This is a genomic window from Rothia sp. P4278, from assembly GCF_048512945.1.
In the GTDB taxonomy this organism is placed as follows: domain Bacteria; phylum Actinomycetota; class Actinomycetes; order Actinomycetales; family Micrococcaceae; genus Rothia.
The window spans coordinates 428,124-441,101 of the sequence record NZ_JBLXXU010000002.1 but is presented as its reverse complement, the minus strand read 5'-3'; the positions used below and the strand labels follow the sequence as shown (position 1 = coordinate 441,101).

The window sequence follows — 12,978 nt, the reverse complement described above, 5'->3', positions numbered from 1 at the left end:
CCGGCAGATTACAAGGTAAAGAACCGATGTCCCCCCATACTATTATGACTATCTACGGCACCAGGCCCGAAGCTATCAAGGTTGCTCCCATCATTAAAGCCCTTGAAAGCTCAGCTGACTTTACCCCGGTGGTTGTTTCCACCGGCCAGCACCGGGACATGCTAGAGCAGGTGCAAGAGATCTTCCATATCAGGCCGGACTATGAGCTGGACATCATGCAACCTGGCCAGGGGCTGAACCAGATTGCCCAGAAGATTATGGGCGGGCTAGACCGGGTTCTTCAAGAGCAGAAGCCTGCGGCTATTATCGTCCAGGGTGACACCACCTCGGCCCTGTACGGCGCATTGGCGGCTTTTAACCTGCAGATCCCTGTGGTGCATATGGAGGCGGGCTTACGTTCGGGTGATCTGGCCTCTCCCTTCCCAGAAGAGGGGAACCGTAAGCTTATTAGCCAGATAGCATCGCTTCATCTGGCTCCGACCGATAGCGCCCGGCGGAACCTGCTCCATGAAGGTGTCGGGCAGGGCGACATCCGGGTTACCGGGAACTCCGTCATCGATGCCTTGCTGTCTGTGGTGGAGAGGGGCCAGCCCAGCAACCAGCAAGATATTGAGGGTGTCTTGAACTCGGGGCGCAGAATTATTGTGGTCACCAGCCACCGCCGGGAAAATTATGGCCGCCCCATGGAAAATATTGGCCGTGCCCTGGCCCGTTTGGCTCAGAGCTACCCAACCGACCTGTTTGTCTTTCCCGCCCATAAGAGCCCGGCCACCCGGCAGACCATCCTACCTCTGCTTGAAGACCTGCCTAACCTGATGGTGATTGAGCCACTGGACTACCAGGAGTTTATCTGGCTGCTAGAAGCCAGCTACCTGGTGCTCACCGACTCCGGGGGCTTGCAGGAAGAGGCTCCGAGCCTGGGTAAGCCGGTACTGGTCCTGCGGGAGACCACAGAACGCCCCGAGGCTGTTGAGGCTGGTACGGTGCTGCTTGTCGGTACCGGTGAGGAGGACATCGTTGCAGAGGCTTCAAAGCTCCTAGATTCTGAGGACACCTATCGGGCCATGGCTGTTGCCACCAACCCCTACGGTGATGGCAAGGCCGCTGAGCGAACTGTTCAGGCGCTCAGCTTCTTTCTGGGCCTGACCGACAGTGAACCCGAGGAGTTTGCTGTGGGTTTAGCGCCAGAGCCCTTTGGTGTCAATGACGGCTTTACCGGCTAAGGCTCTTGCGGGCACCTGCTTGAACCGGTCGTGGTCAACGAGCAGGAGCACCAGATCCGCCTGGGCTATGGCGGGGTCACAGTCTGTCAGCTCAACCTGCCCCAGCTGGCTGAGGTGGGCTGGGAGCCGGTCGATGTGGGGCTCAACTACCAGCAACCGTGCCCCCGGAATCTGGTGAGTCAGCTCCGTGAGGATTTCCAGAGCGGGGGATTCCCGCAAATCGTCAATGTTGGCTTTAAAGGCTAGGCCAAGTACGGCGATGGTGGGGCGATCCAGGTGGGCGCTTTCTGCCTGGACCTGCTCAATAACCCAGCCCGGTTTTGAGTCGTTGACCTGACGGGCCGTTCTAATCAGCCGCGAATTGTGGGGGTCGGCGGCAACAATGAACCAGGGATCGACTGCGATGCAGTGCCCGCCAACACCGGGGCCAGGTTGCAGGATGTTAACCCGCGGGTGGTGGTTGGCTAGGTCAATCAGCTCCCACACGTTCACACCAAGCTGGGCGGCAATCATCGACAGTTCGTTGGCGAAGGCGATATTGACGTCTCTGAAGGAGTTCTCGGTCAGCTTGACCATCTCTGCGGTGACATCGTCTGTGGCTAGGATTTGGCCGGTGCAGAACCGTGCGTAGATCTGCTGGGCCCGCTGGGTAGCGGTGGGGGTCTGCCCGCCGATTACCCGGTCGTTGCTGATCAGCTCTTGGAGTGCCTTACCGGGCAGGATACGCTCGGGGCAGTAGGCAAAGTAGATAACAGGTTTCCCCCCGGGGTTTTCCTGCCCATCTGCCACCAGGTCGGGGCGCAGCGAGATAATGTGCTGGGCCAGTTTCTGGGTGGTTGTGGGGGGAGAGGTCGATTCAAGAATAATCAGCTCCCCGCCCCTGAGCTGGGCAGCGATACTACTAGCGGCGGCCATGATGTAGCTGAGGTCGCCGTCTTTCTGCTCGGTAAAGGGGGTGGGAACAGCGATGATGTAGGTATCTGCCGGGGGAACTTGGGTGGTGACGGTCAGGTTGCCGCTTGCCAGGGCGCTTGTGAGGGCTTGGTCAAGACCAGGCTCCACAATGGTGACACGACCCTTGCTGATGCTCTCAACGGTTGCAGGGTTGATGTCCACGCCGATCACACGCGCCCCGCTTTGAGCTAGGACGACAGCTGTCGGCAGGCCAATGTAGCCCAGACCGATGAAGGCAATAGTGGGGGAATCCATGACTACTTATCAAAACTTTCAGAAGAAATCTTCGGTATTACACTTAATTTACCTCAGTGCAGTAGTTTATACCGTGGATGTCGGCTAAACCCCACAAGCAGCTCGTGAGATTACTTGGCGGCAGAGCTGTAGTATTAAACTGGCGATAACTCCACCCCGTAGCCTGGGGAAGAACCCCCATAAGGTTTCGATGCAAAAAACGAAGCAGCCAATGAGTAAGGAAGACTATGTCTGACCAGAGGAAAGTTCTCACAATTGTTGTGCAAGCAACCACAGCGTTGGATCCTGAGTCAGAGATATACCGCTATATCATGCGTGCTTCCTTGCTGTGGGAAAACAGCTACAGTATCGAGGTTGTAGACCAACAGCTGGATGTTCATCGGCTACGTGAACTGGTTCAGAGCCTCGACAGCAAATATGTTATTTTTATGGACTCGAGCCACATCATAAGGCCTGACTACCTGGAAAAGATGCTTGAGTACCTGAACCAGAACAGTGTATTCCTTGCAGAGCCTAAAATTTATACTGGCGCGCTACCCCAGACCGATATCATCAAAGAAAATGACTTGGATTATTACTACAGTCGAGACACAGATATCTTCGGCATAGCCTTCAACACAAGTCGTTTATCTCATATTCTAGATGTATTTCGCGATATTGATATACATTCCCTATACATTGCCTACCGCCTGTACTGGGGTATTGAAAAAATTACCCCTCTGGAAGCTGGTTACTCTGTCTCATCTGTTACTAAGGTAGCAAATGGTCTGAAGATAAACCGTGGAATAAAGAGAATTCTCCCCGTCGCCTCTACAGGCTCGCTGGAGATGCGACTGTATATACTTCGGTTGGTGATACTTTTCTTGCGGGGGGTCCGCCAGAAAAATTCAACCGATATATCTATCATCCATCTCAAGGAAATAATAAACTTTTATCGCCTGGATGAGATTTATAAGTATTCGGAAGCGTTACATTCATTTGAGACAGGTTTCTTGATCTGGCTTGCAGACTCCGTCCAGGACCAATATCTCTATAAGCAGCTATCAGACTCAGATATATATCTAGAATTCAACCGGAAAAACCCGGGCGAAGATAATTTCTTGCTCTATAGTCTTGATTTTGCTGGGAGTGAGGTTGAGGTCTATAAATCCTATCTTCCTAAAGAGCAAAGGGCATCTTTTAACAACCCGAAGTCGTATGATTTCTACTCTAGCCCCATAACCCCTGACTCAACAATTATCTTCTTTGATCGCCCAATGCAGGCTGATGATAATGCTGAGCACTTATACGCATACTTTATTAAAAACTACCCTAATTACCATAACGCATACTTCGCATTGAACCCCAAGTCCAAGGATTGGGAACGCCTGCTGTCACTGGGTTTCAATCTTATACCTATATTCAATGAGGAGTTTTACGAGAAGTTCCTTATCTCCGACCTGGTCGTTTCATCCCAGATCTACTCACTCAACTATAGAGGTAAGAGCCTGGCAAATTCACGTTTTGTCTACCTTCAGCACGGGGTGCAGCTCAACGATATGACTGACTGGGTTCTATCTAAGTTCTTTGATGTGTTTGTTTCTACGGGCAAGGTGGAATATGACTACCTCTCAGCTCTTGCTCCCAAAGAGACGATAAACTCTGGCCTCCCAAGGTTTGAAACTTTGGCTAAGAAGGTAGGGGAGACTAAGCATCTGCTATTTATGCCAACATGGCGTTTTAATCTGCAAAACAGCTCTACAGAGCAGTTCATGGAGTCAGATTATTTTAAATCAATCAATAATATTTTCACTGATGAAAATTTGCTAGAATTCCTTGAAGAAAACGATAAGGAACTAATAGTACAGCTACACCCTAATACCGCTAAAAGATCTGGTTGTTTCAATTTCTCAGATAGGGTCAAGCTGTCGGATTTGAGCTACAGCGACGCGATTTCAGCAGCTGAATTTATCTTTACGGACTACAGCTCAGCGGTCATTGATGGTACCTTCGTAGGAATCCCCATTGCTTACTACCAGTGGGATGCAGAGGAGTTCTTCAACGATCAGCCTTACGATGCACGGCTTAGCTACGAAGATGATGCGATGGGGCCTCTTTTCACCCAGCACCAGCAAATAATCAACCACATTATTTCAGGCAAATACAAAGAGATTGACCAAAAATATGAACAGCGACGAGCAGTATTTTTTGAGGGTGTAGAGCTATCCAAAATTAATTCTCGGATTGTCGAAAGGATGCTGAGTCTTTAAAAATGAATAAACGAGTACTTTTATACAAGAGGAAAATTAGGAACGCTGCCAAGAAGGTTGCTTTCTCTGACGTATCACGAAGCATCGCCCGGGAGATTTATTCCCTCTCGAGAAGAAGCGCTCTGGTCTCTGCCGGGATTGAACGGACTAACTCCTCAGAAATTTTTGGACGTCTCTCATCCGAGCGTCTTCCAGAGGGTAAGTACTTCGCAAAGCTGACTATCAAGGACTGGGAAAATCACCTTGACAAGAGATTTAAGCTTTTTCAAGGTAATAAGCTCATATACGGCAACCAAATTGAAAAGCCTGCCCGAGGTTTCCCCCTTGAATATAGAAATATAGTTGTTTCGTCCCGTAGGCTTGAGAACTTTAGCCTGTCTATAGACGCTCCGTTCACGTTAGCTATTAGCCAGGGGGCCTTCTCGACCCAGCAGCAGACTGACTATGACTTCAAGTATGGTGTAGAGCAACACGGGGACGTTTTCTACTCTCTCAGAGGAAATAAAGTTAATCCCCGAAAAATCATCATTACCTTCCCCGGTTTTGGGCCATCGACCACCAGAATCCCCTACTCTGTCAGTTATCTAAAGGCCTTGACAGATAAAGATCTCAAGGACACCCTGATGGTCTGTTTCCAGGATCGCTACATGGTTTCTGGTACTTACATGATTACCGACAGCGCCGGGCGACCTCTCTACAGTAGGGTCAAATCTGCCATAGATTCGCTTTTGCGTGAGTACAACTTGCAGGACCGAGATATGCTACTCTTCGGTGCCTCTAAGGGAGGGTCAATAGCTATTTACTATGCCCAGGAATACCCGTGTGCTCAGCTGGTGGTTGCTGTTCCGCAGATGAATCTGCCTTACTATATGAATAAACCTTTCTTTAGGAACAACTTATTCCTGGTTCCTGAAATTCACAATATTGAACAGCCAGAGAGTATTTTAAGAAGATACTTCCGTGAAGGTCGGAAAATCGACTATTTTTACACCAATTCTGATGAACTCAGTAACCACTCCCTCATCGAGTTTGCGCGTGATATTCCTGGTCTGACCAAACACAGAATCAACGGCAAGCATGGAGACGTAGCGAGAACAGCACTGCCCTCAATTCTCAATATCATGCGAGGTTTTCTTGGAGTCTCCACGGTCAAGGAGATTAGGGCTGAAACCCTGCGGACCTTCTCCGATGAATCCTTTATCTTTGGACAGGCCAGAATTCAGACAGGAATTAGCCGTACAGACCCTATCAATTGGTACCTGGAAGGCAACCTAGGGAGAAGCGTCTTTAGGGTTCTGCTAACGGATCATTCCTATGACTTTGTTAAATATTCTGACAGAAGCCAAAGAATTATCCCTGCCTATGACCCGGTTGAATCGATCAATACGATTGTTGGTTTGGGCGCAGACGGTTCCGTCTATAAGGGGCGGTTCCCTAACCATCTTGAACGCTCACCGGAGCATAGGAATAAGCTTATTTCAGAGTTTCAGCCCATATTGGATGATACTCAGGGGGTCGTCAAGGAATACGCCATAGTTAATGGGGCCACCTATAGTCGTTTCAAATATGTGGCTCAGCCGATTCAGGCTGATGGCAGGACTGTAGAAGTCCATTTTGTGGATGACATCACTAACATCGCAAAGATTAGAGCGGCGGCCAAGCAAACCCATCCCACTAAGACCCTCATTATCGTTGCGTCGCAGGACGAGATGACTTTTGCCAACCTATTTGCCCTGCGGTGTGTGATGACTCTCAAGGGTCAGCGCCTCCGGATCGTTCTCCATAACCGTAATCTTGATGCTACCCAGGTGAAAGCACTAGTTAAAACAGACTGGGTGCATGTTCAAGTGGTACTTGTTCACGCTGCTAGCAACCTAAACATCAGCCGTAGACCTTATAGCAACTGGATTAGAAAACGCCGTTTGAATGTTCTGCAGAGTGCCCAAAGAGAAATGCAGAGCCTTGAAGCTGTAGGCAACAGCCAGACTGATGGGAATATCTTGAGATTGCCTAAGGCTCCAGAGCATTTCAAGGCCGAAGAGGTGAGTCAGGGGAGGAGCCAGAGTCCGACTCTATCGGCTGGGACTGCCCCGAGAGTTGCTCTAGCTCAAACATCAAGCGATACCGTCGTAGCCACTGGGCAGGAAGGTCAACGGGCTAAGGAAAAAGTTGATGCTACTTTCTCAGCCAGAAAAAATAGTATTAGAAAATCGGGGAAGAAAAGTAAGCGGAAGTAACTGGATGCTGCAACCCTGAATGCCGTTTCTTATCGTAAAGATCATGAAGGAAACAGCGACTATTTTTTGATGCTACAACCGCTCAGCGGATTAGCTAGGCATATGACATCAAGGTCGTCATGCTGGCTTTGGCTGCGTTAAGAATTGCTGGTCTCTTGAGGATAGAGGAAAGTTATACCAACCCATGGGTTATAAACGAGTGATCAATTTCTGGGTAGATGAAAAAATGCAAGCTCCAGAACCTCCTCCCCGGGAGGTTTTGCGTCAACAGTTAATGGCACGCAAAGGAGGGGTTATTGGCACCCAGGGTCGAGGGGCGGTGGCTCTTCGTTTTGATGATGCTCCCTTTGCCTTCCGGCACAAGGTGCTACCTCTCATCGTTGAGCGCGGTCTGCCCTATACTCGCGTTACTACCTCATCGCACATCCATAAGGGGCAGATCAAGGAAAAAGAATTCCCCCTGATGCAGAAGCATGCAATTCGGTACGGGGGCGAAATCTGGAACCACGGAGCTACACATGGTGATGCCTCCGGGAGTAAGGGCATTTATCGGGAGCTTATTGCGCCGCTCTATCAGCTTCGCAGCTTGATGCCCCGCATCCCTATCGACTGTTTTGCCCCTCCGGGTGGTGCCCAGATTTCCTTCGACGGGTTTATGCCCTCTCACACTCCGCAGAACTGGGCTACAGAGGCGGGACGCTTGGTCCTAGCCCATCACAGTTTGGCTTCTGGCTACTTTAAAAATACTTTTTACAGGAGCCTGACAGGATCTCCTGTAGACGGACAGACCCATTACAGCCTCGATACTTACACCCTAGAAAGGGCCCAAGAACTGCTAGAGCGTGTGGCTCAATGGCAGGTAGGAACGGTCCTCATGTGGCACTCCAACAAGTTGGACAGCCCCAACTGTATGGATATCAAGACTTTTGAGGGGGTTCTTGACCATATTGTCGATTTGCGAGACCAGGGTAAGTTGCTTGTTCTCACCTGTAGTGGGCTTTCAGTAGCTGACAAAAGCTCCCAAAACCGTGATGATATCTTAACCAGCCACTCCGGCGATCCTTTCAACGAGCTCATAACTTACGGTGCTTTTCGGAGTAACGTCCCGGGTTCTACACGGGAGCTGGTGGCGGAGGTTGAAGCGCCACCTGGAAGCCAGGTGGTTTCAACCGTGGGCGAGTCCATAAGGAAGCACACCGTTCCAGACCAGGGGCTCTTACACCTTCGTCATGTGGTAACAATCCCTCTAGATATCAAGAATCTCCATGTTTCCATTGACGCTAAATCATCGGACGTTACCTTGCGAGCGGTTTAGTAGTAGCTGCGGGCTGAGGTAGGGCATGGCGATGAAGTAGCTGAGGTGGGACCTCTACCAGCTTGAGCGGTGGGGCAGCTAACTAGAGCCATAGTGAGAGGCTGCCTTGAAGGTTACTCAGTAAACTGCCACAGCTGTCTTTGCCAGGTTTGAGGGTCTTAGCTTTCCGGGCAGAACTGCCGGTAAGCAGGAAAGAAACTGCGAGCTCTTGCAGATTTTCAGGTCTGATGAGAGTCACGCCGGGGGTTTCTAACAGATTCCTGGCCCGCTTGAGCTGGGGGTCATCGGGCGCTACCACCAGCGCAACCGGCACACCCACCAGCAGGGCATCATCGGCTACGGACGAATAATCGGTCACCAGGGCACACGAGCGCACCAGCGCCTCCTGGAACTGGTGGCCAAAAACCAGCTCAACACCCAAACCCTCACCCAAGTGAGCCACCCGCTCCTCCATGTTGGGGTGCACAAAGAAGACCGGGCGCACACCGCGCTGGCCCAGCCGCTCACAGGCCTCAACCCAAGGCCCCACCCAGGAGCCTACCCAGGCCCGAACCTCATCATCTGTGGCGGTCACTAGGCTCTGCTGCCAGGTAGGGGCCACCAGCACCCTATCGCGCCGAACCTCACCGGCAGCTAACTCGTACAGGCGGTCGTGGCGGGGTAACCCCAGCTGCCAGACCTCCTGGCGGGTCAGCGTGTAGCAGGACCCATCACCCACAATGGCCTGGGTTTCGCTGTCCAAGGTAGTGAGCATAAGGTCAATCCGGCGGGGGTTGAGCCAACGCCAGTGATCGCGCCGCAAAATACCGTGCTGAAGAAAAATAAGCCGCTGATCAGGCCCTAAAGCAGCCAAAATAGGGGCTAACCTGGGGGCACTAATATCGCTGATCAGCAGGTTACTGGCTCGCCTGCCAAGCTCTTGAGCCTGGGCACTAGCCACCTCTACCAGGGTGAACCCCTCCTGCTCCAACCTGGCCCAGTCGGGGCTCTGCCTGCAGAGCAAGAAAACGTGCTCCACCTGGGGCGCGTGGGCGCTGGCGTAGCGGTAAAAAGCCTCCGCATTATCACCGGCCCGGTGCTCCCTATCCGCGTACACCCAGACCTGCCGCACCTGCGCGGGCTGAACCTGGCCCGGTGCGGCAGACCCTTGACCTGAACGGCTCGTGAGCGCCCGCTTGAGCCGCCACAGGCCCTTCTTAGCCTGCATGAGCAAGGACGGCCTCTCTGCCATCTCGGTAGAAGGCGGGGGAGTGGGCTGGGCAAGAGGCTGGGCAAGCTGACGGAGCAGAAGCGGTGTACCAGCGTAGGGGCTAACTTTTAGGTCAAACCCAGCGACCCGTATGCTAGGGGCCTGCTCAAACCAGAGAATACGTTCCCGCACGAACTCCACACCAAAGAGAGTGTGGCTCACCCACTTAGCGGTTACAGGTTCTACCGGCTGGCCCTGCACCATAAAGACTTCTGCGGGTACGTCCTGGCCTGCCGGGAGCGCATCGCCCCGGTAGAAATAGGTGAACTTCTGTACCGGGCGCCAGGACCGCTTAGCATAAGAGAACACCTGGCGGCTGGTCAGCGGTGCATAGGGCAGAGCATCCACCTGGGCAGAACGAGCCAGCAAGAGCTGCCTTCGGTCTAAGCCCAGGGGCAGAACCGCAAAGCCTTCCAGCAGGCTAGTGTCAATCTTCCCCAAGATCTGCTCTATGTAACCGGCGCAGGTTCTGCGGACCTGCCCAGGTAGTTCAAGGGCGGGCGAGAACACCTGACGGTCAATCTGTAGGTAGTGGGCCAGCTCGTAGAGGAGCTGGTTCTGCAACCACAGTGGCAGGGGCCTAGAGCTCTGTGACCAGGGCAGGTAAAAGCGCTCGAAGGGCAGGGTGTACTTGAGCGGAGCAGACCAGGCACCGCTGGTCAGGGAGCGCTGGTGCCCCACCCGGTAAAGATAGCGCGCACCCGCGCACACACCCACACCTCTTGCCCGGCAGGCCAGCAGGAGCCGAACGATAAAGTCAGAGTCCTCAGACCAGTTAACCCCCTCATCAAACCGCAGACCCGTAGTTGCAAGCACCTGCCGGTTGAAAACAGCCGCCGCCACCGAAGTACCAATCATGTGTGGCTCATCGGTCAGGCTCACCCACCGACTACCCTGCATAAACCGGTAGCGCAGGGGGTGAACCTCCTGGGGCTCAGCACCGTGTTCCTGCTGGTCCAAGCGCATAATCCTGGTGTGAATCAGCGGGCTGGACGAAAAATCCTGGTCGGCGTGCTGGGCTATCAGCTCACCGAGGGCTTCAAAGTAGCCTGGGGACACGGTGTCGTCCGCATCCAAGAAGGCCACCCAGTCCGTTGACTCAGCTACCGCCGCCCTCAGCCCCACATTGCGGGCGGCCCCAGCGCTACAGGCAAAAACATTCCCCTGCCCCGTCCTGAGCACCCGCACCTTGGTGTTGGTGGCAGCTAGCTCCCGCGTAGCTTCTAGAGCTTCTGCATTATCGGCCACCACAAAAATACGCTCCACCAGCGGCGAGCGCAGGCTCTCCAGAGCCTGGGCCAGGTAGGGGCCAGAATCGGCTACCGGAATAATGACCGAGAACCTAGCACTCACGCGCCCTCCACCCCGCAGATTGAGTTAGCCCACTCCTGGGCGACCTCCTGAAAGTCAAACCGGGTGGCGTAGGACTGCGCGGCGGCACTTTGGGCAGCCCACAGGGGCCGGGAGGTATGTTCTACGATGTAGTCCGCTATAGCCTCAGCTGAGGGGAAGACCCAGCGGTCCGAGAAAATATCGGTCACCCCCGTGCGTTCTAGGAAAAGGGGGACTGCGCCCGAAGCCATGCCTTCGGCAGCGGCCAGGTGGAAGGTCTCACGGTCACTGAGCGAAAGGATCCACCCGATTTTGCTGAACCAGGATTCCACGTTAGCGCCTTGGGTTTCAAAGACAAGGTGCTCCCGTAACTGGGGGGAACTACCGATGCGCTGGTAGAGCTGGCGGTAAGCATCCACTTCTGCCAGGTTCTTGTTCCACAGCCAGGAGAAGCGCCAGGGAGCGCGCCCGCGCAGGTGGAGCATGTAACGCTCATCGTGGGCGAGTAGATTCTCCAGGACCTCCACCGCTAGGTCAGGGCGTTTGAGGAAGGGCGTGAAACCGAGCATGCCCAGGTGGTAGGGCGCGTCCTGCCGCTTGGGGCGGCTGAAGGCATCAAACTCGATTGAGTTACCGATGACCTTGATTTTGTGCCGGTCCCAGCGGTGTAGGGAGAGCACCTGCTGCCGGTAGAACTCCGAGACCAGAATGAGCTGGTCTACCCGGCTGAAATTGAGGTCGGTAATCCAGGCGGCTTGAGCCTCAAAACCGTGCAGGCGAATGAGCAGGCGTTTACCGGCGGGCAGGTTGTGGGAGTACCAGATGGCGTTACGGCCAGCCCATTCGCAGAGCACCACATCGGCCCAGTCCATGAGTTCTTGGTGGTTGTGATCGGTAGGGGCAGCCTCTTCGAGTGCCCACTCTTGAAGCCTGACCTCCACCTTATTGGCTTTTTCGAGCATACGAACAATGCCGGGGGTGAACCGGAAGTCGTGGCTACTGATGAGGACCTTGAGCGGTGGGAAACTCAGGTCTTGGAGCTTGAGCATACGGAGTACCGGTTCAAGGTGTGCCAGAGTGCCCACCGAGCCGTCGGCCCCGGGCACTGAGTACTCAATGAGGGAGCGGGAGGCTGTGTCATTGACCAGTGTGTAGTCGGCCAGCCGAATGATGGTTTCTATATTTTGGCTGGTGCTGTCGTAGAGGGATTCGGTGTGGCTGGGAATATCGGGCAGAACCGCGACCAGGGGTAGCTGCCGGTTCCACTGCTGGGCCACCGCGAAAGCGGCGCTGTAACCGACCACAAACACCAGCTGGGCCTGGGTCTTGCCTGCCTGGGCCTGGACTTCATCGGTGATGGTAGCGAGCGGCTGCTCTTGGGCAAGGACGTGTGCTTCAAACCCTAGAGAATGCAGGTTTACTTGGAGCCTGAGCGCGGCCTGGTCAAGGCCAGAGAGATTCTTACCTCGGCCCCGGTAGATGAGAGCGGTGGTCATGGGCGGGCCTTCCTGTGGTCCTGCTGGGTGTAGGCCAAGAGCTGTTGGAGGAAGGGTGAGAGGGCGTAGTCGGCGCCCTGGAGGTCAGTTAGTTGGGCTGTCACCGCCTTGCGGAGCCGTTGGTGGGCGCTCAACAGCCTAAAGGAGGCCGGTGGGCCAGCGGGCACCCTTGCATTATCGATCAGTACGGGGGTGGTGTAGGAGCGCCTGGCCTGGGAAATCAGGGCCAGGAGCTCGTCGAAGAGGTGTTCGCCGCCTGCCTCTAGGGTTCCCGCCCAGCTCCCCTGAGTCAGGGCGCGGGTTTCTACCAGAAAGTAGCTGGCCTTGAGGGTGGGCGCTACCGCGTAGGCCCAGCCGGGGTTGAGCGCTACCAGGTTCTGCTTGCACTCCTGCGCGAGCGCGGGGGAAACTACCCCGTAGGCTTGTGCCTGTTTCCAGTGCGGGGGCAGGGCAGAGAGATCTTTGCCAAAGAGCATGCCCGCCAGAATCTGGGAGCCTGCCGCTACACGGTCCTCATCGACCTGGCTAATGACCCGGCCCAGAGCTACCTCGTCGGAGCCGGTGCTGATAGCGCCCCTGGTGTCGTCTTCGTTCAGGGAGCGCTGGGTGAACCGAAAGAAGCTAGAGAGACCAGCCATAGGTACCTTTCAGGGAGGGGACTGAGCCCG

Annotated in this window: 8 protein-coding genes; 4 read left to right on the top strand and 4 right to left on the bottom strand. The window is 54.2% G+C overall.

Annotation, left to right across the window (positions count from 1 at the left end; genetic code table 11):
* Positions 1-26: 26 nt before the first annotated feature.
* Positions 27-1,223, top strand: coding sequence for a non-hydrolyzing UDP-N-acetylglucosamine 2-epimerase (gene wecB / locus ACN085_RS06095; RefSeq protein ID WP_419110916.1), 1,197 nt, complete (start codon positions 27-29; stop codon positions 1,221-1,223).
* Here wecB and wecC read toward each other — a convergent pair.
* Entirely contained in the window at positions 1,179-2,432 is a 1,254-nt protein-coding gene (wecC, locus tag ACN085_RS06090) for a UDP-N-acetyl-D-mannosamine dehydrogenase (RefSeq protein ID WP_419110915.1), read from the bottom strand. The genes wecB and wecC overlap by 45 nt on opposite strands.
* Before the next feature lie 227 nt (positions 2,433-2,659).
* On the opposite strand from wecC, the gene ACN085_RS06085 reads away from it, so the two are divergent.
* From ACN085_RS06085 to ACN085_RS06075, 3 genes are all read left to right on the top strand, one after another.
* Positions 2,660-4,681: a CDP-glycerol glycerophosphotransferase family protein gene (locus tag ACN085_RS06085; RefSeq protein WP_419110914.1), complete on the top strand. Its 2,022-nt coding sequence runs from the start codon at positions 2,660-2,662 to the stop codon at positions 4,679-4,681.
* A 2-nt stretch (positions 4,682-4,683) separates the two neighbouring features.
* Complete coding sequence (locus tag ACN085_RS06080) at positions 4,684-6,918, top strand: hypothetical protein (protein ID WP_419110913.1); 2,235 nt, start codon at positions 4,684-4,686, stop codon at positions 6,916-6,918.
* Between the two features lie 319 nt (positions 6,919-7,237).
* Positions 7,238-8,233: a hypothetical protein gene (locus ACN085_RS06075; RefSeq protein ID WP_419110912.1), complete on the top strand. Its 996-nt coding sequence runs from the start codon at positions 7,238-7,240 to the stop codon at positions 8,231-8,233.
* A gap of 82 nt (positions 8,234-8,315) precedes the next feature.
* Here the strand turns inward: ACN085_RS06075 and ACN085_RS06070 are convergent, their stop codons facing one another.
* Genes ACN085_RS06070 through ACN085_RS06060 form a run of 3 tightly spaced genes read right to left on the bottom strand, consistent with a single transcriptional unit; the run spans position 8,316 to position 12,948 of the window.
* Positions 8,316-10,835, bottom strand: coding sequence for a bifunctional glycosyltransferase/CDP-glycerol:glycerophosphate glycerophosphotransferase (locus ACN085_RS06070; protein ID WP_419110911.1), 2,520 nt, complete (start codon positions 10,833-10,835; stop codon positions 8,316-8,318).
* Positions 10,832-12,310 (bottom strand): hypothetical protein, encoded by a 1,479-nt coding sequence (locus ACN085_RS06065; protein ID WP_419110910.1) that lies wholly within the window; start codon positions 12,308-12,310, stop codon positions 10,832-10,834. Before ACN085_RS06065 ends, ACN085_RS06070 begins: the two co-directional genes overlap by 4 nt.
* On the bottom strand, positions 12,307-12,948 hold the full coding sequence (locus ACN085_RS06060) for a hypothetical protein (protein WP_419110909.1): 642 nt from the start codon (positions 12,946-12,948) through the stop codon (positions 12,307-12,309). The genes ACN085_RS06065 and ACN085_RS06060 overlap by 4 nt, the downstream gene beginning before the upstream one ends.
* Positions 12,949-12,978 lie beyond the last annotated feature (30 nt).

Coding starts and splice junctions, on each gene's coding strand:
- ACN085_RS06065 (WP_419110910.1), bottom strand. CDS start 12,310: ATGACCACCGCTCTCATCTACCGGGGCCGAGGTAAGAATCTCTCTGGC.
- ACN085_RS06060 (WP_419110909.1), bottom strand. CDS start 12,948: ATGGCTGGTCTCTCTAGCTTCTTTCGGTTCACCCAGCGCTCCCTGAAC.
- ACN085_RS06085 (WP_419110914.1), top strand. CDS start 2,660: ATGTCTGACCAGAGGAAAGTTCTCACAATTGTTGTGCAAGCAACCACA.
- wecB (WP_419110916.1), top strand. CDS start 27: ATGTCCCCCCATACTATTATGACTATCTACGGCACCAGGCCCGAAGCT.
- ACN085_RS06080 (WP_419110913.1), top strand. CDS start 4,684: ATGAATAAACGAGTACTTTTATACAAGAGGAAAATTAGGAACGCTGCC.
- wecC (WP_419110915.1), bottom strand. CDS start 2,432: ATGGATTCCCCCACTATTGCCTTCATCGGTCTGGGCTACATTGGCCTG.